The 20,056-nt window shown below is 64.3% G+C and carries 22 protein-coding genes; 7 read left to right on the forward strand and 15 right to left on the reverse strand.

Features of this window, described 5'->3' with window-relative positions:
- Window positions 1-95: 95 nt before the first annotated feature.
- The 5 genes from RIN79_RS19030 to RIN79_RS19050 all read left to right on the forward strand — a co-directional run bounded on the left by RIN79_RS19030 (window position 96) and on the right by RIN79_RS19050 (window position 3,760).
- Window positions 96-566: a RidA family protein gene (locus RIN79_RS19030; protein WP_309086271.1), complete on the forward strand. Its 471-nt coding sequence runs from the start codon at window positions 96-98 to the stop codon at window positions 564-566.
- A gap of 2 nt (window positions 567-568) precedes the next feature.
- On the forward strand, window positions 569-1,279 hold the full coding sequence (locus tag RIN79_RS19035; protein ID WP_309086272.1) for a glycerophosphodiester phosphodiesterase: 711 nt from the start codon (window positions 569-571) through the stop codon (window positions 1,277-1,279).
- A gap of 79 nt (window positions 1,280-1,358) precedes the next feature.
- Window positions 1,359-2,513: a GNAT family N-acetyltransferase gene (locus tag RIN79_RS19040; protein ID WP_309086273.1), complete on the forward strand. Its 1,155-nt coding sequence runs from the start codon at window positions 1,359-1,361 to the stop codon at window positions 2,511-2,513.
- Between the two features lie 84 nt (window positions 2,514-2,597).
- The gene (locus tag RIN79_RS19045; protein ID WP_309086274.1) at window positions 2,598-3,032 is read left to right on the forward strand and encodes an HIT family protein; all 435 of its coding nucleotides are present in this window, start codon (window positions 2,598-2,600) and stop codon (window positions 3,030-3,032) included.
- Complete coding sequence (locus RIN79_RS19050; protein ID WP_309086275.1) at window positions 3,029-3,760, forward strand: glycosyltransferase family 25 protein; 732 nt, start codon at window positions 3,029-3,031, stop codon at window positions 3,758-3,760. The genes RIN79_RS19045 and RIN79_RS19050 overlap by 4 nt, the downstream gene beginning before the upstream one ends.
- A gap of 15 nt (window positions 3,761-3,775) precedes the next feature.
- On the opposite strand, the gene RIN79_RS19055 is transcribed toward RIN79_RS19050, so the two are convergent.
- From RIN79_RS19055 to clpS, 5 genes are all read right to left on the reverse strand, one after another.
- Window positions 3,776-5,125, reverse strand: a complete 1,350-nt coding sequence (locus RIN79_RS19055) for an O-antigen ligase family protein (protein ID WP_309086276.1) — start codon at window positions 5,123-5,125, stop codon at window positions 3,776-3,778.
- A gap of 229 nt (window positions 5,126-5,354) precedes the next feature.
- Window positions 5,355-5,711 (reverse strand): AzlD domain-containing protein, encoded by a 357-nt coding sequence (locus RIN79_RS19060; protein ID WP_309086277.1) that lies wholly within the window; start codon window positions 5,709-5,711, stop codon window positions 5,355-5,357.
- Entirely contained in the window at window positions 5,708-6,454 is a 747-nt protein-coding gene (locus RIN79_RS19065) for an AzlC family ABC transporter permease (RefSeq protein ID WP_309086278.1), read from the reverse strand. Before RIN79_RS19065 ends, RIN79_RS19060 begins: the two co-directional genes overlap by 4 nt.
- 199 nt (window positions 6,455-6,653) lie before the next feature.
- Complete coding sequence (gene clpA, locus RIN79_RS19070) at window positions 6,654-9,113, reverse strand: ATP-dependent Clp protease ATP-binding subunit ClpA (protein WP_309086279.1); 2,460 nt, start codon at window positions 9,111-9,113, stop codon at window positions 6,654-6,656.
- Between the two features lie 8 nt (window positions 9,114-9,121).
- Window positions 9,122-9,451: an ATP-dependent Clp protease adapter ClpS gene (gene clpS, locus RIN79_RS19075; RefSeq protein WP_309086292.1), complete on the reverse strand. Its 330-nt coding sequence runs from the start codon at window positions 9,449-9,451 to the stop codon at window positions 9,122-9,124.
- Between the two features lie 578 nt (window positions 9,452-10,029).
- On the opposite strand from clpS, the gene RIN79_RS19080 reads away from it, so the two are divergent.
- Complete coding sequence (locus RIN79_RS19080) at window positions 10,030-11,355, forward strand: D-alanyl-D-alanine carboxypeptidase family protein (RefSeq protein ID WP_309086281.1); 1,326 nt, start codon at window positions 10,030-10,032, stop codon at window positions 11,353-11,355.
- Window positions 11,356-11,418: 63 nt separating this feature from the next.
- Here the strand turns inward: RIN79_RS19080 and RIN79_RS19085 are convergent, their stop codons facing one another.
- The 10 genes from RIN79_RS19085 to RIN79_RS19130 all read right to left on the reverse strand — a co-directional run bounded on the left by RIN79_RS19085 (window position 11,419) and on the right by RIN79_RS19130 (window position 19,345).
- Window positions 11,419-12,051: a DnaJ domain-containing protein gene (locus RIN79_RS19085; RefSeq protein ID WP_309086293.1), complete on the reverse strand. Its 633-nt coding sequence runs from the start codon at window positions 12,049-12,051 to the stop codon at window positions 11,419-11,421.
- A gap of 56 nt (window positions 12,052-12,107) precedes the next feature.
- Window positions 12,108-12,833, reverse strand: coding sequence for a VWA domain-containing protein (locus RIN79_RS19090; RefSeq protein WP_309086282.1), 726 nt, complete (start codon window positions 12,831-12,833; stop codon window positions 12,108-12,110).
- Between the two features lie 83 nt (window positions 12,834-12,916).
- The gene (locus tag RIN79_RS19095) at window positions 12,917-13,351 is read right to left on the reverse strand and encodes a DUF1489 family protein (RefSeq protein WP_309086283.1); all 435 of its coding nucleotides are present in this window, start codon (window positions 13,349-13,351) and stop codon (window positions 12,917-12,919) included.
- A gap of 63 nt (window positions 13,352-13,414) precedes the next feature.
- On the reverse strand, window positions 13,415-14,815 hold the full coding sequence (locus RIN79_RS19100) for an L-serine ammonia-lyase (protein ID WP_309086284.1): 1,401 nt from the start codon (window positions 14,813-14,815) through the stop codon (window positions 13,415-13,417).
- Window positions 14,816-14,967: 152 nt separating this feature from the next.
- Window positions 14,968-15,096, reverse strand: a complete 129-nt coding sequence (locus tag RIN79_RS19105; protein WP_309086294.1) for a hypothetical protein — start codon at window positions 15,094-15,096, stop codon at window positions 14,968-14,970.
- A gap of 244 nt (window positions 15,097-15,340) precedes the next feature.
- Window positions 15,341-16,147 carry a YdcF family protein gene (locus RIN79_RS19110; protein ID WP_309086285.1) on the reverse strand — a complete coding sequence of 269 codons (807 nt, stop codon included), beginning with the start codon at window positions 16,145-16,147 and terminating at the stop codon, window positions 15,341-15,343.
- A gap of 151 nt (window positions 16,148-16,298) precedes the next feature.
- Entirely contained in the window at window positions 16,299-17,780 is a 1,482-nt protein-coding gene (gatA, locus tag RIN79_RS19115) for an Asp-tRNA(Asn)/Glu-tRNA(Gln) amidotransferase subunit GatA (RefSeq protein WP_309086286.1), read from the reverse strand.
- An 11-nt stretch (window positions 17,781-17,791) separates the two neighbouring features.
- On the reverse strand, window positions 17,792-18,268 hold the full coding sequence (locus tag RIN79_RS19120; RefSeq protein ID WP_309086287.1) for a GNAT family N-acetyltransferase: 477 nt from the start codon (window positions 18,266-18,268) through the stop codon (window positions 17,792-17,794).
- Between the two features lie 3 nt (window positions 18,269-18,271).
- Window positions 18,272-18,559: an Asp-tRNA(Asn)/Glu-tRNA(Gln) amidotransferase subunit GatC gene (gatC, locus tag RIN79_RS19125; RefSeq protein WP_309086288.1), complete on the reverse strand. Its 288-nt coding sequence runs from the start codon at window positions 18,557-18,559 to the stop codon at window positions 18,272-18,274.
- An 81-nt stretch (window positions 18,560-18,640) separates the two neighbouring features.
- The gene (locus RIN79_RS19130) at window positions 18,641-19,345 is read right to left on the reverse strand and encodes a metal-dependent hydrolase (RefSeq protein WP_309086289.1); all 705 of its coding nucleotides are present in this window, start codon (window positions 19,343-19,345) and stop codon (window positions 18,641-18,643) included.
- Window positions 19,346-19,417: 72 nt separating this feature from the next.
- Between RIN79_RS19130 and ruvX the strand changes: the two genes are divergently transcribed.
- On the forward strand, window positions 19,418-19,900 hold the full coding sequence (gene ruvX / locus RIN79_RS19135) for a Holliday junction resolvase RuvX (protein WP_309086290.1): 483 nt from the start codon (window positions 19,418-19,420) through the stop codon (window positions 19,898-19,900).
- The last annotated feature ends 156 nt before the right edge of the window (window positions 19,901-20,056 follow it).

Genomic DNA, 20,056 nt, shown 5'->3' on the forward strand with positions numbered 1-20,056 from the left:
AACGGCTTTATGATAACGCGCTTGTCAGACACGGTGAGCCTCCGTCGTGACGAAAGATGGGCGATATGGCAAGAGCCAACAGCGAGGAAAGGAAAATGGGAGACGCGATCGACAAAAAGCTGCTCGAATTGGGCGTAGAACTGCCCGCCCCTGCAGCGCCCGCCGCCAATTACGTGCCCTTCGTGCGGACCGGCGACCTGCTCCTCACATCGGGCCAGCTGCCGATCAAGGACGGCAAGCTGATGGCCATGGGTTTGCTTGGCCGAGAACTGGGTACGGAGGCCGGCAAGCTCGCCGCCAAATGGTGCGCCGTGAACGTGCTCGCCCAGGCCCGCGCCGCGCTCGGCGACCTCGAACGCATCAAGAAGATCGTGAAAATTACCGTTTTCGTCGCCTCGACGCCGGATTTCACGGAACAGCACATCGTCGCCAACGGCGCGTCCGATTTCCTCGCCGCGGCGCTCGGCGAGCGCGGTCGGCATGCACGCGCGGCGGTCGGGACGGTCTCCCTGCCGCTCAACGCGCCGGTCGAGATCGAAGCCATCATCGAAGTGGAGCGGGATTGATCATGACGGAGCTGTCATGGCTGACGGAGCGGCCAATTGCCCACCGCGGCTTTCACGACATGAACAAGGAGCGATGGGAGAACACGCTCGCCGCCTTCCGCGCGGCCATGGAGCGGGGGTATGCAATCGAATGCGACGTGCATCTGGCAGGCGACGGCGTTCCCGTCGTCTTTCACGACCATGAACTCAAGCGGCTGACGGGCCAGGAAGGGCGCGTCTGGCAGCGCAGCTCGGCGGAACTCACCGCGCTTTCCGTCGGCGGCACCGCGGAGCGGGTGCCTACGCTTGCCGAGATGCTGGCGGTGGTCGGCGGAGTGGTTCCGCTGGTCATCGAGCTCAAGGGAGTCCCCGGCCATGATACTGGTCTTGTCGAAAGCGTGCTGAAATGCCTGCGCGGCTATAAAGGCCAGGTGGCGCTGATGTCCTTCGACCATTGGATCATCCGCGAGCTTGCCCGCCGCGCAGAGGATTTCCCCATCGGGCTCACAGCAGAGGGCCAGGCCGAGAGCGATCTGGAGGCGCATTTCTCCATGCTGGGGCACCGGATCTCCTTCGTCTCCTACGCCGTGGCGCATCTTCCCAACCCATTCGTCTCCTTCCTGCGCGAACGGCTCGCAATGCCGATCATCACATGGACCGTGCGCAACCAGGCGGACGCGGAAAAGTCGTTCCGTTATGGCGACCAGATCACCTTCGAGGGTTTTGCACCTTGAAGGTGATGAAAGTGCCGGAAGCGGGACCTATGTTCCGCTCCATGTCGGCAGACAAACATAAAGGCGGCGGGCGGCACCGATGCAACTGACCGTTGCAACAACGATGGACGCCTTCACGGCCGGCGAGTGGGAAAGCCTTGCGGGAACAAGGCGGGGCGCGGAAGGCTACAATCCTTTCATCTCCCATGCCTTCCTGAAGGCGCTCGAGGAAAGCGGCTGCGCCACGCGGCGCACGGGCTGGCTTGGGCAGCACCTGCGGCTCGAGAGCGCCGATGGAAGGCTTCTCGGCGCCGTCCCCTGCTATCTGAAGTCCCACAGCCAGGGTGAATATGTCTTCGACCACGGCTGGGCGGATGCGCTGGAACGGGCCGGCGGCCAATACTATCCAAAGCTGCAAGTCTCCGTTCCCTTCACGCCCGTCACCGGCCCGCGCCTTCTCGTCTGCCGCGGGGCAGACCTCGACACGGTTCGCCCCGCCTTGGCCGAGGGACTGAAGACGCTTGCCGAGCGGCTCGGCGTCTCCTCCCTCCATGTCACCTTCGCGCCGGAGGATGAGATCGATATCCTGGACGATGCCGGCTTCCTGCCCCGCACCGACCAGCAGTTCCACTTCTTCAACGAGGGCTACGGCTCCTATGAGGATTTCCTCACCAGCCTCGCCTCGCGCAAGCGCAAGACGCTGAAGAAGGAGCGCCGCGCCGCGCTCGAAGCCGGCGTCAAGATCGAATGGCTGACCGGCCGCGATCTGACGGAATCCGTGTGGGACGACTTCTTCACCTTCTACATGGATACGGGCAGCCGCAAATGGGGCCGGCCCTATCTCAACCGCCAGTTTTTCTCGCTGATCGGCGAACGCATGGCCGACGATATATTGCTCGTGATGGCCAAGCGTGCCGGCCGCTATATTGCCGGGGCCATCAACTTCATCGGCGCCGACGCGCTCTACGGCCGAAATTGGGGCGCCATCGAGCAGCATCCCTTCCTGCATTTTGAGGTCTGCTACCACCAGGCCATCGAATTCGCGATTGCCAAGGGGCTCAAGCGCGTCGAGGCGGGAGCCCAGGGCGAGCACAAGCTGGCGCGCGGCTATATGCCGGTAACGACGCACTCGGCCCATTTCATAGCCCATCCCGGCCTGCGGCGCGCGGTTGCAGACTATCTGGCGCGCGAGCGCCGCGAGGTTGAGGCTATCGGCGATTACCTCGCTGAACATTCGCCTTACCGGAAAGCGTAGGGAAAGCTCTGCGGCTGCCCACTTGACCCCGGCATCCACGCCTTCCAAACATCGGCCCGCGACAGTCGAGGGAGCAAGAACCACATGACCGCCTATGACAACGACAATCCGTTCGCCAAGATCCTGCGCGGCGAATTGCCGGCGCACAAAGTGTATGAGGACGCGGAGAGCTTTGCCTTCATGGACATCATGCCGCGCGGCGACGGGCACTGCCTCGTCATCCCGACGCGTCCGGCCCGCAACCTTATCGATGCAGACGCCGCCAGTCTGGCCGCGGTCATAAGCACGGTCCAGAAGGTCGGCCGCGCCGCCGTGAAGGCGTTCAAGGCGGACGGGCTGACGATCCAGCAATTCAACGAGCCGGCGGGCGGGCAGGTCGTCTTCCACCTGCACTTCCATGTCCTCCCCCGCTTCGACGGTGTCGCCCTGCGGCCGCATACCGGCGAGATGGAAAAGCCTGAAGTGCTCGCCGAGAACGCGCGAAGAATCCGAGAGGCGCTGGAATCGGGCGCGGCGTGAACATCCCTGTCCTCGCGATCAATCTCGACCGTTCGCCGGATCGCTGGGAGCGGCTGACGGCGCGGGCCTCCCAGATCGGTATTGTGCTCCAGCGTGTGCCCGCGGTGGACGGCAATGCGGTTGAGCCCGCGGAGCGCAGGGAATTGGACCTGCGCAAATTCCTGCTCTGGCATGGACGCCGCCCCCTCGGCGCCGAATATGGCTGCTATATGAGCCATCTGCGAGCGCTCGAGCGTATCGCCGCCGAGCGCTGGCCCTTCGCGGTCATCCTCGAGGACGATGCCGATTTCAGGGAAAACTTCGTGGAACGCGTCGAGGCCCTCACGCGCCTTCAGCCCGCTCCTGGGGTGATCAAGCTTTACAACCACCGCACCAAGGGCTTCATTGCGAAGACCAGGACGGAAGCTGGGGACGAGGTCGGTCGCTGCATCCATGGCCCGCTCGGCTCCGCCATGGGTTATCTGGTGTCGGGGCAGGCCGCGAAGAGACTGCATGACGCGCTGCTTCCCGCCTCTCTCCCCTATGACATAGCCCTCGAGCGGGGATGGGCGCATCGGGTTTCCGTGGCGACGACGAAGGAGCCGCTGCTCCGCCCTGCCAAATCCGGCTCCACCATCTCGCCGGCCGGGTACCGCAAAACCAAATATCCTTTCTACATGCGGGTTCCGACGGCGCTCTTCCGCGGCCAGGACTATCTGCGGCGGGCAGCCTACGCGGCTTTCGGCTGAGCTCGCGCGGCGTCTCTACATCCAGGTCGTGACCTTCACCAGACCGCGCCTCTGCAGGTAGTAGTAGCAATAGAAGGCGAAGGCGGCGGAAAACCACATGTAGGATTCGCCAAGGGCCAGCCGGATGTTCGAGTTGCTGAAGATCGTGATGCAGAAGAACAGGAAGACAGCCATATATGCTTGGAAAGCCGCAGGGTCGATAATGCCCGCGCGCTTTGCGCGCCAGACCTGCCTGATCGCCCAGGAAAAGAGCACGGCATAGAAGGCCAGTCCGGCAATGCCGTAGCGGATGGCGATCTCCAGATAGCCGTTGTGGATCAGGTTGAAGTCGGTCTCCGGATAGGCCCTCGCCTGCCATTCGTGCAGCCAGGTGACGCCCTGGCCGAAGATCGGATCCTTTACCCATATCAGGATGGCGCTTGCCCACAGCATCAGGCGCTCGCGGAAGCTGGCAGGATTGGCGTCGTTTTCTATGGCGCGGTCCATGGCCTCGAGCACGCCCGTGCCGCTCAAAATGTCGGACAGGAGCTTTGCCGTCGCATCGGCGGTTGTGCCGGCCACCGCCATGATACCGTCCCATGCGACGACGACCGCGGCAGCCACCGCGATGAAGAAAACAACGGCAGCGACAAGAACCGTCTGCCGGGCCCTGTGCATGGTCGCGAGCAGAAAGAGCTGGAATGGCAACGCGACGGCCAAGGCAAGCCACACCCCCTTGGATTCGAGCGCGTAGATATTGGCGAGCCCAACAAAGAAGGTGGCAATTGACATGACGGCAAGGCCGATGCGCAGTGCGGGCCGGATTTCGCTCGCGTGCACAAGATAGTTGGCAAAGGGCAGCATGCACAGCACGATCATGCCCTGCCCGACGGCGGCATGGATGGGATTGCTGTGGAGGGGTGTTTCGGCGCGGTGACCGCCGAGTATGGCCGCCACATCGAGGGAGTAAAGCGCTACCAGGAAGCTGATCAGAAGGAAACAGCAGACCACGATGAACGGGCGGCGGATGAATAGAAAAACGGCATAGCCCGAGATCGGATACAATGCCGGAAGCATATATATTCCCTCGGAGGACCCCATACCGAAATCCCGGTGCAGGTAATAGCTGTATAAACACCTCACGAGCACATAAAGTCCCCAGGCGATGCAGAGCAGGCCCACATATCCTATCCGGACTGTCTCCTCGGTCAGGAAGTCCTTGTAGAGATAGTACGCGCTGACCGGCAAGATGGTGGCGAGGGCGACATATCTGTAGACGTCCGTCTCGACCCACACAGCGGAAATGAAGACGAGAAGCGCCGTGTAGCAGGCGATTTCCTTGATCGTGTCGGTTGGGACGAGCTTTTTGTATTGGCCGCCAGGCAAAGGCTCACGCTCCGTGGTCAGCGCCGAAGGTGTTCGGGAACGATGCAGAGGCGGGTCGCGAAGCTGGAAGGTCCGCGCATCCCTGCATCTGATGCGTGTACGGACCTGCGCGCGGCAAACAAAGGTTGGAGCACGTTGTCTTCCTTCGGGACTTGCCCCCGCATTCCCGATCCGGTGTTTGCGCCAAATGACAGGAAGTTTCAATCCTCACCTGAAGCTCCGCCGCGTGCTAAAGCACAGGCATGGCGAGCATGCCCAGACCGAGTACGGCTTCCCCAACTACGATGCCGACGGTCACGCGCTGGCCGCCGACCAGATAGGCCAGAAAGCCAGCGCCCGCCGCAAAGATTCGCAGAAGCAGCGGCGTTGTGGCGAGCGCGCCCGTCGGAAAGACGATGAGATTTGCGATCACGGCGGCGACGAGGCCGGTGGCAATGCACCGCACCAGGACGAGCAGGTCGGAGTCCTCGGAAATCCTGCCGCCAAGATAAACGCCCAGAAAACGCCAGAAATCCGTCGCCAGCCAGCCGCCGATCAGGATGAACAGATAGGGCCACCACCAAGCGTCGAGAGCGGTAAACGTCATGCCCCCCGCCTCCGCCGCCACAGGAGATGGCTGGCAAAGGCACCCGAGCCGGCCAGCAGCCCGGCGGCAAGCAGGTCGAAGCCCGGCGTCACCACATGGAACACCGGTCCCAGCGCCAGGCCGAAGATCATGGCGAGATGACTTGCCCTTTCCCGGGCCGAGCCCCACAGGGAGGTGACGAAATAAAGAGGGGTCAGGAAGAACAGGGCGGCGGAAAGGAGCGGCGGCAGCCGGCCCGCAATCAGGAAGACCGTCGCAACGACCGCCATGTTCATGACCACGAGCGTCGACCCGAGCCCCGCATAGTAGGCGGTCCGCATGGACCGGGGCACGTGCCGAAGCTGCTCCATCGCCAGCACCCAGGAGGTGACGGCGACGAAATGGGAGAGCAGATAGAGCACCCAGGGCCGCGTATTGGCATCGCGCAACTCCGGCGTCAGGGCGACCACCATCGGGGCGAGCCGTACCGACGACAGGGCGACCGCGAAGGCGGCGGCAGGCAGGCTGCTGCCGGCCAGGATCGCGCCGACGAGCACCACCTTGGCGGGCAGGGCCCAAACCATGCCTGTCATGAAGACGACCTGCGCGAGCGTCAGTCCCGCGTCACGCGCCAGCCCGGCAAAACCGACAAAGGCGCTGGCGAGAATAAATCCGGGAACCGACAGCGCGCCGCGCACGCCGCGGAGAAACCAGCGGCCGCGCGCCTCGGTCGGGACCGTTCTGGCGGATTCGAGGTCGTTCATGAAGGCCGGATAGCACAGAGCCGCATCCCCTGCGATATGGGCGACGACATGGCCCGGATTCTGGCGAGGAAGGCCACCCGGCGCATCGGCTCTCTTGGCAGTACCGGCAGCCGGAGATGCTGGGCTGCCGGCGTTTGGCGGCAAAAAATAAGGGCGCGGATCGTTCGACCCGCGCCCTTATTCTCTCAGCCGGAAGAGATCAGCTCTTGCGCGGCAGCTGCGGCACCAGGCTGCGCTTCGGCGGCTCCTGCAGTGCCGGAGGCTGCTTCACCGCCTTCGGCTTTGCCTTTTTCGGCGCGCTCCGCTTCGGGCCGGACTTTCGGGCGGGCGGCGCCTCGCGCTTCGGCTTCACCGGCGCGTCATCCGGAATCGTCTCGAGCTTCAGCGCGGTCTCGCCCGCCTCGTTCTTCTCCAGCGTAACGCGCACGGTTCCGCCGCGCCTCAGCTTCCCGAAGAGCACCTCTTCCGCCAGCGGCTTCTTGATGTGCTCCTGGATCACGCGGCCAAGCGGGCGGGCGCCCATGCGCTCATCATAGCCCCTCTCGGCCAGCCAAGCGACTGCCTCCTCCGACAGGTCGAAGGTGACGCGCCGCTCGGCGAGCTGCGCCTCAAGCTGCATGACGAATTTCTGCACCACCTGGTGCACGACCGGGACGGGCAGTGCGCCGAAGGGAATGATGGCGTCGAGACGGTTGCGGAACTCCGGCGAGAAGAGCCGGTTGATCGCCTCCATGTCGTCGCCTTCGCGCTTGGACGAGCCGAAGCCAATGGCAGGCTTGGCCATATCCGCAGCGCCCGCATTCGTCGTCATGATCAGGATGACGTTGCGGAAATCGATGCGCTTTCCGTTGTGATCCGTCAGCTTGCCGTGATCCATGACCTGCAGGAGGATGTTGAACAGGTCCGGATGCGCCTTCTCGATCTCGTCGAGAAGCAGCACGCAGTGCGGATGCTGGTCGACGCCGTCGGTCAGGAGACCGCCCTGATCGAAGCCGACATAGCCGGGAGGCGCGCCGATCAGCCGCGAGACCGTATGGCGCTCCATATATTCGGACATGTCGAAGCGCAGGAGCTCGACGCCGAGCGAGGCCGCCAGCTGCTTCGCCACCTCTGTCTTGCCGACGCCCGTCGGACCGGAGAAGAGATAGGAGCCGATCGGCTTTTCCGGCTCGCGCAAACCGGCACGCGCCAGCTTGATGGCCGAAGCCAGCGCCTCGATCGCCTTGTCCTGGCCATAGACCACGCGCTTCAGCTCGGTCTCCAGCCCGGCCAGCACCTTTTCATCGTCGGCCGAAACCGTCTTCGGCGGGATGCGAGCCATCGTGGCGATGGTGTTCTCGATCTCCTTCACCGTGATGGTCTTGCGCCGCTTGGCCTCAGGCAGCAGCTTCTGCGATGCGCCGGTCTCGTCGATCACGTCGATCGCCTTGTCGGGCAGCTTGCGGTCGCTAATATAGCGGGCCGACAGCTCCACCGCGGCCTTCACCGCCTCGTTGGTATATTTGACCCGGTGGAAGTCCTCGAAATAGGGCTTCAACCCCTTCATGATCTCGATGGCGTCGTCCACCGTCGGCTCGTTAACGTCAATCTTCTGGAACCGCCGTACCAGCGCCCGGTCCTTCTCGAAGAACTGGCGGAACTCCTTGTAGGTGGTGGAGCCGATGCAGCGGATCGCGCCGGAGGAGAGCGCCGGCTTCAGGAGATTGGACGCGTCCATGGCGCCGCCGGACGTCGCGCCGGCGCCGATGACCGTATGGATCTCGTCGATGAAGAGGATGGCGCCCGGATAGTCCTCCAGCTCCTTCACGACCTGCTTCAGCCGCTCCTCGAAATCGCCGCGATAGCGCGTGCCCGCGAGCAGCGTGCCCATGTCGAGCGCGAAGATGGTGGCGTCGGCGAGCACGTCCGGCACGTCGCCCTCGACGATGCGCTTGGCCAGCCCCTCGGCGATGGCGGTCTTGCCCACGCCGGGATCGCCCACATAGAGCGGGTTGTTCTTGGAGCGGCGGCAGAGCACCTGGATGGTGCGGTTGATCTCGCTCGCGCGACCGATCAGCGGGTCAATCCGGCCCGCCCGCGCCTTAGCGTTCAGGTTGACGCAATAGGCCGAAAGCGCGTCCTGTTGCTGCTTTTTCTTCGTGCCTTCTTCCGTCTCCGCCCCGGTCGAGCTCGCCTGATCCTCGTCGGCACCACGCGGGGCGCGCGTCTCCGAAGCGCCGGGCCGTTTGGCGATGCCGTGGCTGATATAGTTGACCGCGTCGTAACGGGTCATCTGCTGTTCCTGCAGGAAATAGGCGGCATGGCTCTCGCGCTCGGCGAAGATCGCGACAAGCACATTGGCGCCGGACACCTCCTCCCGGCCGGACGACTGCACGTGGATGACGGCGCGCTGGATCACGCGCTGGAAACCGGCCGTCGGTTTGGAATCCTCATCATAGCCGGTGACAAGATTGTCGAGTTCGCCGTCGATATAATCGAGGACCGTGCGCCTCAATTCGTCGAGGTCGACATTGCACGCGCGCATGACGGCGGCCGCGTCGGCATCGTCAATCAGCGCCAGAAGCAGATGCTCCAGCGTCGCGTATTCGTGGTGGCGTTCGTTGGCATAGGTCAGCGCCTGGTGAAGTGCGCGTTCCAGGCCCTGCGAGAAAGCCGGCATTCAAAACCTCATTTCTTCTCCATCACGCATTGCAGCGGATGCTGATGCTGACGGGCAAAATCCATGACCTGAGCCACTTTGGTCTCGGCCACTTCGAATGTATAGACGCCGCATTCGCCGACGCCGTGATTGTGTACGTGCCACATGATCCTGGTGGCAGCCTCGTGGTCCTTCTGGAAGAAACGCTCCAACACGTGAACGACGAACTCCATGGGGGTGTAATCATCGTTCAAAAGCAGCACACGATAAAGGCTCGGCTTCTTCGTCTTGCTCTTGGTGCGGGTGATGACCGCCGTGCCGCGTCCGGTGCTGTTGCCTTCGTCGTCCCCACGGCTCATCCGCAAAGCGTCGCCTGGCATTTTCTTCTCGCCGATGGTCCCATTCTTCCTGTCGCAACTCCCTGTGAGCAGCGACATGTAGGTCTTCGGACGACGATTTTAAGCCCTTCTGTCCCAGTGACAATACGGATTGCGCTCCCGCAACGCTCAATTTTTTGACATGACGAACGATGCCAGAGCTCAAGGTGTGCGAGCGGCACGCGAGCGTGTCCCATGCCGCTGGGCTCCCGCGCCTTGCCGGCAGGACGCCGGCTCGGCGGGTCTTCTTCTACTTAGGACTCGCCGCGGTGATTTCAAAGGGCTGCTCCCGCGCCGCAAGCGGCCGGGCCGGAAACCGCAGGCGCAAAAAAGTTCCGGCCACGCCGCGCCCGCCCCAATCTTGCCCTACCGGCAGGTGAGACCGCCGGGAACGGTGGGCATTTCGGCCAAATGCTATTCAAATGCTGGTCGAATGCGAAGAAACGGATCAAGTAAACGCTCACCATAACGAATTGGTAATACAGCTCGCCCTACGGTCGGGCCAACGGGGTCAGCGGGCTTCCGGTCCGCATGGAAACAATTGCTTCAAGGGTGTGGTTGTGCGTCAGGCGCTAGCAGGAAAAATTCGTCGTCTTCACAATCTCGCGGTGGTGGCCTTCGCCCTCGGGGCGTTCATCATAGGCTCGGCCGCCTCGGCCGCCGCAAATCCGAAATATGCCGGCATCGTTGTGGACGCCAAAACAGGCCGGGTGCTCTACGAGGATAGTGCGGACGCTCCGCGCTATCCCGCATCGCTCACCAAGATGATGACCCTCTATATGGTCTTCGAAGCGATGTCTTCGGGACGCATCGCCAAGAACAGCCGCATCGTCTTTTCACGCAATGCGGCGGGAGAGCCGCCGACGAAACTCGGGGTTCCCGCCGGCAAGAGCATCACGGTCGAGCAGGCAATCCATGCGCTCGTCACCCGGTCCGCGAATGACGTGGCCACCGCGGTCGCCGAATCCCTGGGCGGATCGGAGGCGGGTTTCGCGAAGGCGATGACTGCCAAAGCGCGCCAGCTCGGCATGACCTCGACCACCTTCCGCAATGCGCATGGCCTGCCGAATGACGGGCAGCGCACCACGGCGCGCGACATGGCGAAGCTCGGCATCGCGCTACGTGAGCATTTCCCGCAGTATTATGACTATTTCTCCACCCGCTCCTTCACTTTCGCCGGCCGCAAGATCAGGTCGCACAACAACCTGCTCGGCCGCGTGAAGGGTGTGGACGGCATCAAGACCGGTTATATCCGCGCTTCCGGCTTCAACCTCGTCACCTCCGTATCGACCGGCGGCCGCCAAATCGTTGCCGTGGTCATGGGCGGGACGAGCGCACGCAGCCGCGATGCGCATATGGCCGAACTCGTCAAGCGCTACCTTCCGAAAGCATCGACTGGCCGCGATCGTGACCTGATCGCTCGCGGGCCGGCGGTCAAGCCGGTCATCAGCGCCGCCACGCAGCCGGTCATCGCAGCTGCTGCGGCGCTCCCGGCGGAAGCTCCCCTTCCGCCGGAGCGGCCGGAATTCCCGGTGACGGCCTATGTCGAGGAGCCCGTGCCCAGCGCCAAGGTGGCGCTCGCCGAGGCGATTGCCAGCGATCCCGCGATCGATCCCACGCCAACGGCATCCACGCCGGTCTCCGGCTGGGTTATCCAGGTCGCCTCAACGCCCACCGAACAGGATGCCCAGCGCGTGCTCGAACAGACGGCGGAGCGTGCCTCCGGCCTGCTGGCGGAAGCCAAGCCCTTCACCGAGACTTTCGTGCTCAAGGGCCAGACCTACTACCGCGCCCGCTTCGGCGGCTTCGAGAGCAAGACGGCGGCATGGGACGCCTGCGCTTCGCTGAAGCGGAAGCAGGTCGATTGCTACGCCGTGCAGAACTGACCGTTCGCGCCGCCGGAGCCGGCGCGAGCCTCCCAATCTTCAAATGTATCGAGTGGAAGGGGTCTAGGGGTGATCGGAGAGGAGAACGTCTCGCGCCTCGTTGATGCGCGCGGCAAGAGAGGAGGAGCCGCCCATATCGGGATGCAGGCGCTGCATCAGGCGGCGATGAGCCTGGCGGATTTCCGCCGCGGACGCCCCAGCCTGAAGACCAAGGACCTTGTAGGCCTCCTCCTTGGACATGCGGCCAGAAGCTGGCGTGCCTCCCTGCCCCCGGTCCTGGTGCGCGTCCGCGCTTTCGCGCCAGGCGGGGAAGCGGCTGTCAAGATACGTTTCGAGTAGCTGCAGGCTCTCGCCGTCTCCGGCCAGTTCTTGCCGCAGCCGCAACAACTCCTCTTGCGACATCCGACCGAGCTGCCGGCCCTCATAGCGGCCGGCGAGCACCACACCTTCCAATCCTCCCGTATCGTGATCGAGCTCCATCTCCAGCGCCGCCGTGCGCACGCTGGAACGCTGCCCCGGCGTGGGCTTCTGCATCCGCCGCACCTGCGAGGAGCCAAGCCACGCGGCGGCGAGCGAGATCAGCATGCCGCCGAGCCCTGCCCTCCCCGCGAACATCAGCACCAGGCCGGCAATCCCGAGCAGGGCTGGGCCGGCAAAGCGAAGCGCCGAGGCGATCGCCGCCGGGCTGGCGCGCATGAAGGCGAATGCGGCGAAGGCCGCGAGCAGCAGCACTCCCAGGATGATGAGGAAGGTCACGGCCGGCGGCTCAGATGCTCGATCATCTGCCGGTCTTCCGGCCGGCCGCGCGCCTCGAGCGCCGGCAGGCCTCCGGCGGCGAAAACGGCCACCGAGCCCAGCAGCCTGGCGAGCGTATCGCCGGATTTCCGGTCGAAGCGGAACCAGGCACCCTTGGAGAGCCGCGCTATCTCGCGAAGGGCCGTAGTAGCGGCCGGGTCGGAACCCTCCTGGAAGACGAAGACGGGCACGCCCTTGATGCCCAATTCGCCAGCGCGCTGGGCAAGCTCGTCGACATTCTCCTCCATGGCGTCGCCGATGAAGACCAGCGCGTTGACCTTGCCCCGCACATTCTCCTTCAGCGCGTGGGAGAGAACCTTGCCGATCTGCGTGCGTCCGCCGCGGCAGTCGATGCGCGTCATTAGCTTTTTCAGCGCCTGGGTGTCGGCCACGAAGCGCGAGGCGGCGCATTCCCCATAGCCGCGGTAGTAGACAAGCTGAACATTGAGCGCGCCGGCCTTGCCCACGGCGTCGAACATCTCGGCCTGTATCTCGCAGGCAAGATCCCAGGTCGGCTGCCGGCTCATCGTGGCGTCGAGGGCGAGGATCATGCGCCCGCTGCTCTTGCCGACCGTCGCCAGCGCCCGCGCCTGACGCACGAACGCTTCCACGGCAGCCGCATCCGCGCGCGGCTTTGAAACCTCAGTCCTCCCGGCCTCGACCGGCGTCTTCTTGTCGTTCATGCAAAAAACATGTGCTTGCAGGCGGCTGCTGGCAAGACCGAACCAGCGCCAATCTCAAGGCCGCTCCCCAGCCGCCCTACGTTTTACAGCAGCCCCAGCTCGGTCAGTTCGCGCCGCAAATGGACCGGCATCTCCTCCATGCCCGTTCCGGCGCGGCTATCGGCGGGCGCGTCCTCCGGCTTCAGATACCGCCAGCCCTGGAATGGCCGACGCGGCTGCCACTCGGTCCGCACCACCACGGGCTCCAAGACGAGATGGCAGCGCGGAATGCCCTGGCCATCCACGATGGGGCGGATCGCCAGCAGCCGCTGCCGGCATTGCACCAAGCCCTTGATCACCCAATAGAGCGATCCGCCATTGCACAGGTCCTCGACCTGCTTTGGCACCATGCGCGTCGTGTGAAACTGCTCCAGCGGCTCGCCGCGCCGCCGCTTTTCGTCAAGCCGCTCGGCAATCCATTCCTCGAGGTCCTCGGGGCTCTCGCAGCCTACGCACAGCTTTATAAGATGAAGCGCCATGGCCTCACCTTGGGAAAGATCGTGGTCGGGGTCAACGCGCCCATTGTCTTTCCACAGCCCCGGTCAGCATTCGACCACATTAACGGCCAGTCCGCCGAGGCTCGTTTCCTTGTAGCGCTCGTTCATATCGAGGCCGGTCTGGCGCATCGTCTCCACCGCCGCGTCGAGGGAGACGAAATGTTTGCCATCGCCCTTCAACGCTAGCGAGGCGGCCGTGACGGCCTTCACCGCGCCCAGCGCATTGCGCTCGATGCAGGGAACCTGCACGAGACCGGCGACCGGATCGCAGGTCATGCCCAGATGATGCTCGAGCGCGATCTCGGCGGCGTTCTCCACCTGCTCGGGCGTACCGCCCAGTACGGCAGCCAAGCCGGCCGCTGCCATCGCCGAGGCGGAGCCCACCTCACCCTGGCAGCCGACCTCGGCTCCGGAGATCGAGGCGTTGTGCTTGATCAGCCCGCCGATCGCCGCGGCTGTGAGCAGGAAATCGCGAACACCCTTCTCGTCGGCATCCGGATGGAAGCGCAGCCAGTAGCGCAGCACCGCCGGCACGACGCCCGCAGCGCCGTTCGTGGGCGCTGTCACGACGCGGCCGCCAGCCGCATTCTCCTCGTTCACGGCCATAGCATAGACGGAGAGCCAGTCATTGGCGGCGAGCGGATTCGGCCGGTTCTGCCGCCACTCCTCTTCTAGCTTCTCGTTGAGAGCGCGGGCACGGCGGCGCACTTTCAGGCCGCCCGGCATGACCCCGTCCTGCGTCAGGCCTCGTTCGATACAGCCACGCATGGCCTGCCAGATGCGGTCGAGCCCCGCATCCAGTTCCTCCGCACTCTTGTAGACGAGTTCGTTGGCGCGCTTCATCTCGGCGACTGAAAGGCCGCTTTGCCGCGCCATCTCCAACATTTCCCGCGCATTCGAGAAGGGATAGGGCACGTTCCGATCCACGGCCGGCTTCTTTTCCGCCTTGAGCGCCTGCAGCTCCTCTTCGGAGACCACGAAGCCGCCGCCGACGGAATAGTAGACGCGGCGCAGAAGCAGCCGGCCATCGGCATCGAAGGCGCTAAAGGCCATCCCGTTGGCGTGACCGGGCAGCGGCCTTTTCTTGTCGAAGACGAGATCCGTGTCCGGATCGAAGCGGTATTCCGGGTGGCTGGGGGGTGACAGCCGCTTGCTGCTCCTGATCCGCTCCAGGACAGCTTCCGCCGCATCCGGATCGACGGTCACCGGCGTAAGGCCCGCGAGCCCCAGGATCACCGCGCGGTCGGTCGCATGGCCGATGCCGGTGAAGGCCAGCGAGCCGTGCAGGCTGACGGAAAGCCGCGCGACCCGGGCGCCGGCCGGGCGCGGCCATTCGCCTTCCGCGATCTCGCGCAGAAAGCGCTCGGCGGCCACCATCGGCCCTATGGTATGGGAGCTCGACGGGCCGATGCCGATCTTGAAGAGATCGAAAACGGAAAGGAACATGGGCGACTCCAGCCGGGCAGACCTTCGTTCAGGTCATCCAGGCCCGCTTTGTCCCGGATATGCGCGTCGGTATGCGACATGACAAGGTGCAAAACGAAAGCGGGGCGCGGACCATACGGCCCCGCCCCGCTTTCAAATCCTATGCTGGAGAACTAGCTCGCTGCAACCACGGCGATCGCGTCGCCCCCGGCAAAAAGCCAGGCCAGAAGGATGATGCCGGCCAGGCCGATCGCCGCCTTCACGGCAACGCCCCAGCACGATTTCTGAACGGTTTCGTCCATCGAATTCCTGTGTTTTTGTTTCGCGCGATGACCCGCTGAGCCCCGATCGATCGCGGGGCCGGGATTACTCCGATGCGTGCTGCGTTGCAATAGGAAAAGCGGCAAGAGCTTGGCAAGGAGGGGTCACCTCGCGCACCAATATGGGGTGAGAACATATAACTTTCAATAATTTGCGCAGAAAATTCCGTTAGAGGTTTTTCAACAAACAAGGCGAAAAGGTGGCGGACTGGCCGCTGTCAGACGCTCAGTCCTCTCCGCCCGCTGCAGGCAGAATCGTGTCGCTCCGGTCCGCGAGATAGTAGGCGACAAGGCCGATCCACTCCCGGATCGCCGTGGTGGTGTTGCGCAGGGAATCGAGCACATTGTCTTCCGCCGGGCCTAAGCGCTCCCGACCGGAGGTCTTGTAGTCCACCGGCCAGGGCACGACGGGGAAGCCCGCCTGCCGGAAAGCTCCGACGGCGCGCGGCATGTGGAAAGCGGAGGTCACCAGCAGCCAGGTTTCCTCCGGTTGCGGCTTCCCCATTTCAAGGGAAAGCTTGGCATTTTCAAACGTATCGCGCGACTTGTTCTCGAGCAGGATCCGCTTGGGCTCGACGCCGAGCGCCGTCAGCAGGCGCGGCGCCGTGTCGGCATCGGCCTCGCCGGATAGAAAGACGGTGCCGGTTCCTCCCGAGACGATCAGCCGTGCTTCGGGATAGCGGCGGGCGAGGATCGCCGCCTCCACGAAACGGTCGCCGCTGGCATTGAGCTCATAGCCGCTTCGCGCGAGGTTGACCGCGGCCTCGAACCCGCCGCCGAGGACGACGATGCCGTCCACGCGCTGCGGCGCCGGGTCGGGCTTGCGGAAGCGGTCCTCCAGCGGATGGAGCATGAGCGCGCCAAACGTCGTCCAGCCAGATATAGCCAGGATGAGGAATGCGAAAGCGCCGGTGGTGATGGACAGCCTGCGCCAGCGTGTCAGCGCCGCGACAACGGAGGCAGCGACCAGCAGCACGGCCAGATTGAAAGGCTGCACCAGCGCCCAGAAGATGGCGGAGGCAAAATGGAACATTCTCTCGATCCGAATCGCAAACCGGTCGAGAGAATACCCCCCTCTGGCCTACCAGCCATCTCCCCCGCGATGGGCAATCAGCAGCCGCTGGCGCCCCGCAGTCGTTCGCGTCGCGAAGGACGGAGAGGCGCTGGCCTCGGGGGCAGCGGGATCACCACCACTTCTTCGGCTCGAATCTACCGGCCGCCTGCTCGATCACATGGGCGGTACGGAAGAGCGTCTCCTCGTCGAAGGCGCGGCCGATGAGCTGCAGGCCGAGGGGCAGACCGTTGGCGTCAAGGCCAGCCGGCACGGCGATGCCGGGCAGGCCTGCCATGTTCACGGTCACGGTGAAGATGTCGTTGAGGTACATCTTCACGGGATCGGCCGCCATATCCTGGTCCGCCACGCCAAAGGCCGCCGAGGGCGTGGCTGGCGTCAGGATGGCATCAATCCCAGCCTCGAAGACCTGCTCGAAATCGCGCTTGATCAGCGTGCGGACCTTCTGCGCGCGCAGGTAATAGGCGTCGTAATAGCCGGCAGAGAGCACATAGGTGCCGATCATGACGCGCCGCTTCACCTCACGGCCGAAGCCTGCGGCGCGCGTCTTCTCATACATCTCGGTGATGTCGCGGCCGGGAACGCGCAGGCCGTAGCGCACCCCGTCGTAGCGCGCCAGATTGGACGAGGCTTCCGCAGGCGCGACGATGTAATAGGCCGGCAGCGCGTATTTGGTGTGCGGCAGCGATATATCGACGATCTCCGCGCCCGCATCGCGCATCCAGTCGATGCCTTTCTGCCAGAGCGCCTCGATCTGGGCCGGCATCCCGTCGACGCGGTATTCCTTCGGGATGCCAATCCTCAGGCCCCTCACCGACTGGCCGATAGCCGCCTCGTAATCCGGCACCGGCTGGTCCACGGAGGTCGTATCCTTCGGGTCGACGGAGGCCATGGATTTCAGGAGGATCGCCGCATCGCGCACGTCGCGGGCGATCGGCCCGGCCTGGTCGAGCGAGGAGGCGAAGGCGACGATACCCCAGCGGGAGCAGCGGCCATAGGTGGGCTTTATGCCGACCGTGGCCGTGAAGGCGGCGGGCTGGCGAATGGAGCCGCCCGTATCGGTGGCGGTCGCCCCGGCGCAGAGCCAGGCCGCGACCGCCGCGGCCGAGCCGCCCGAGGAACCGCCGGGCACCAGATCCTTGTTGCCGCCCTCCGCCCGCCAGGGATTGACCACCGGACCGTAGTGAGAAGTCTCGTTGGAGGAGCCCATGGCGAACTCGTCCATGTTGAGCTTGCCGAGCATCACGGCGCCATCGGCCCACAGATTAGCGGTGACGGTGGATTCGTAGCGCGGCTTGAAGCCGTCGAGGATGTGGCTGGCCGCCTGCGTATGCACGCCCTCGGTCGCGAAAAGGTCTTTTATGCCGAGCGGCACGCCTTCGAGCGCCCGCGCGCCGCCCTGCATGAGGCGCATATCGGACGCCTTGGCCATCTCGCGCGCCCGATCCGCCGTGACGGCGATATAGGCGTTGAGGCGCCCGTTCGCAGCATTGATCGCGGAGAGATAAGCCTCGGTCAGCTCCAGCGCGGTGAATTCCTTCGCTGCCAGCTTCGCGCGGAGTTCGGAAATGGTGAATTTCGTGAGTTCGGTCATGAAATATCCGTTCACGCGGCCGCCGTCGCCGCCGCAAGCTTCTTTTCGTAAAAGACGGACCAGTCTGAGTCCGGATAATCGAGCACGGGGCGGCAGCGGGTGAAGCCCGCCCGCTCGTAGACGGCCCAGGCGGCCGGGTGGCGGTCACCCGTCTCCAGCACCAGCATGGTAAGGCCCTCCTCGCGCGCCAGCGCTTCGATGCGCTCCACGATCATGCCGCCGATGCCCCTCCCGCGATGCGAGGGGCGGGTATACATCCGCTTCACCTCGCCGACGCGATCCGCGTGGCGGTGCAGCGCGCCGCAGGCGACGGCCTGCCCTTCATCGCGCGCCACGAAGAGCGTCGTCGCGGGACCTGCCATCTGCTCCACCGTCATGTGAAAGCAGAATTCCGGCGGGGTCAGCGCAAGAAGCGTCTCATTCAATTCGGCGACGAGCTCGCGCACGTCGTCCTGCAGCGGCGTCTCCGCCGCGATGGTGATCGGCATGGCCTACTCCACCACCTTCGGCACGAGGAAGAACTGGTCGCCGCTGACCGGCGCGTTGGCAACGACATCCGCCGCCTTGCCGCCATCGGTCACCTCGTCGGCTCGCATCTTCATCGAGATCGGGATGACGGAGGTCATGGGCTCGACATTGCTGACATCCACCTCGTTCAGCTGCTCGACGAAGCCGAGGATGGCGTTGAGCTCGCCGGTCATGCGCTCCGCATCCTCCTGGTCGACGGCGATCCTGGCCAGCCGCGCCACGCGCTTCACCGTGTCGATATCGACGGACATGCTTGTCTTCCTTGCAAGGGAGGTTCGGCACAGGGCTATAATCGCGCCCTGCGCCGTGCGCAACCGCTGGCGGGTGTGAGCCTAGAGTTCCACCGGCTCGCCGTATTCAGGCGTCAGGACTTTGGTGCCGCTCCCCTCCATTCCCTGGATGAATTTGTCGGGCGTCTGATCCACAATGGGGAAGCTCTTGTAGTGGCAGGGGATGACCGTCTCGAAGCGGAAATAGCGCCGGCAGGCGAGAGCCGCCACGGCGCCGCCCATGGTGAAGCGGTCGCCGATGGGCACCAGCCCGATCTGCGGCTCGTGCAGCTCCTGGATGAGGGCCATGTCGCCGAAAATATCCGTGTCGCCCATGTGGTAGAGCGTCTTTTCCGACGGGAAGTGCAGGATCAGGCCGGAAGGATTGCCGAGATAGAAATTGATGCCGTCCTTGAAAAAGGACGAGGAATGCTGCGCCTGGACGAAGGTGGTGGTGAAGCCGCCGCAGTCGACGGTGCCGCCGAAATTCCCGGGATTGATCTTGCTCTGGTCCACGCCCTGCGCCACCAGATACATGCAGATCTCGAAATTGGCGACCAGCATCGCCCCGGTTTTCTTCAGGATTTCCACGGCATCACCGAGGTGATCCCCGTGGCCATGCGTGAGCAGCACATGCGTCACGCCTTCGGCCGGGCCCTCCCAGCCGCCATTCCACACCGGATTGGCACTCAGGAATGGATCGAAGAGGATTGTTGCTCCTCCTGCCTCGACCCTGAAGGCGGACTGGCCGTACCAGGTGATCTTCATCTAAAAGCTCCTCGATTGTTGCAGCGCGCAAGGATAGAACGGCGGCGCTTGGAGTAAAAGGCAGGATCGCCCGTGGGCATCGTTTCGATCGAGCAGCTGGCCGAAATCCTGCCTGCGGGAAGGCCGCTCGCCGGCCTCGATCTCGGCACGAAGACGATCGGTGTTGCCGTTTCCGATCTCGGTCTATCCCTTGCCACTCCGCGGGCGATGATCGCACGCAAGAAATTCTCACAGGATGCAGAAACGCTGCTCGATCTCTTCAGGCGCGAGACCGTGCGCGGCGTCGTCGTCGGCCTACCCGTCAACATGGACGGCAGCGAGGGCCCGCGCGCGCAGTCGACGCGCGCTTTCGTGCGCAACTTGTCCCAGAAGGTCGACCTGCCCTTCGTCTTCTGGGACGAGCGGCTTTCCACCGTCGCGGCCGAGCGGGCGCTGATCGAGATGGATGTGTCGCGCGCCAAGCGCGCTGGCCGTATCGATTCGGCTGCGGCGGCCTTCATCCTGCAGGGCGCCCTCGATCGGCTTCAGGCGCTGCGAAGAGCTACGCGAGGGTAGATCCGCAGGCTCAGCTCGCGTCCGGATAAAGCATCTCGATGATGGCCAATGCGTCGTGCCTGGCGTCAAGCATGCCGTAGGTGGCACGCCATTGGCCGGCAAGCCGCGTCTCGATGAAGGCGGCGGCCACCTGGCCCGCCCCAAGCCGCTTCAGCT

This window comes from Chelativorans sp., from assembly GCF_031180965.1.
Taxonomy (GTDB): domain Bacteria; phylum Pseudomonadota; class Alphaproteobacteria; order Rhizobiales; family Rhizobiaceae; genus Chelativorans.

Excerpts from the sequence above, each read along its gene's own strand:
- RIN79_RS19130 (WP_309086289.1), bottom strand. The coding sequence starts at position 19,345 with ATGAAGATCACCTGGTACGGCCAGTCCGCCTTCAGGGTCGAGGCAGGA.
- RIN79_RS19060 (WP_309086277.1), bottom strand. The coding sequence starts at position 5,711 with ATGACGTTTACCGCTCTCGACGCTTGGTGGTGGCCCTATCTGTTCATC.
- RIN79_RS19065 (WP_309086278.1), bottom strand. The coding sequence starts at position 6,454 with ATGAACGACCTCGAATCCGCCAGAACGGTCCCGACCGAGGCGCGCGGC.
- RIN79_RS19095 (WP_309086283.1), bottom strand. The coding sequence starts at position 13,351 with ATGGCGCTTCATCTTATAAAGCTGTGCGTAGGCTGCGAGAGCCCCGAG.
- RIN79_RS19110 (WP_309086285.1), bottom strand. The coding sequence starts at position 16,147 with ATGTTCCATTTTGCCTCCGCCATCTTCTGGGCGCTGGTGCAGCCTTTC.
- RIN79_RS19120 (WP_309086287.1), bottom strand. The coding sequence starts at position 18,268 with ATGCCGATCACCATCGCGGCGGAGACGCCGCTGCAGGACGACGTGCGC.
- gatC (WP_309086288.1), bottom strand. The coding sequence starts at position 18,559 with ATGTCCGTCGATATCGACACGGTGAAGCGCGTGGCGCGGCTGGCCAGG.
- clpS (WP_309086292.1), bottom strand. The coding sequence starts at position 9,451 with ATGAGCCGTGGGGACGACGAAGGCAACAGCACCGGACGCGGCACGGCG.
- RIN79_RS19085 (WP_309086293.1), bottom strand. The coding sequence starts at position 12,051 with ATGCGCGCCAGCCCGGCGGCGATCGCCTCGGCGCTTCGCTTTGCCGGC.
- RIN79_RS19105 (WP_309086294.1), bottom strand. The coding sequence starts at position 15,096 with ATGGACGAAACCGTTCAGAAATCGTGCTGGGGCGTTGCCGTGAAGGCG.
- RIN79_RS19035 (WP_309086272.1), top strand. The coding sequence starts at position 569 with ATGACGGAGCTGTCATGGCTGACGGAGCGGCCAATTGCCCACCGCGGC.
- RIN79_RS19100 (WP_309086284.1), bottom strand. The coding sequence starts at position 14,815 with ATGTTCCTTTCCGTTTTCGATCTCTTCAAGATCGGCATCGGCCCGTCG.
- clpA (WP_309086279.1), bottom strand. The coding sequence starts at position 9,113 with ATGCCGGCTTTCTCGCAGGGCCTGGAACGCGCACTTCACCAGGCGCTG.
- RIN79_RS19040 (WP_309086273.1), top strand. The coding sequence starts at position 1,359 with ATGCAACTGACCGTTGCAACAACGATGGACGCCTTCACGGCCGGCGAG.
- RIN79_RS19045 (WP_309086274.1), top strand. The coding sequence starts at position 2,598 with ATGACCGCCTATGACAACGACAATCCGTTCGCCAAGATCCTGCGCGGC.
- gatA (WP_309086286.1), bottom strand. The coding sequence starts at position 17,780 with ATGACCGAACTCACGAAATTCACCATTTCCGAACTCCGCGCGAAGCTG.
- RIN79_RS19030 (WP_309086271.1), top strand. The coding sequence starts at position 96 with ATGGGAGACGCGATCGACAAAAAGCTGCTCGAATTGGGCGTAGAACTG.
- RIN79_RS19090 (WP_309086282.1), bottom strand. The coding sequence starts at position 12,833 with ATGAACGACAAGAAGACGCCGGTCGAGGCCGGGAGGACTGAGGTTTCA.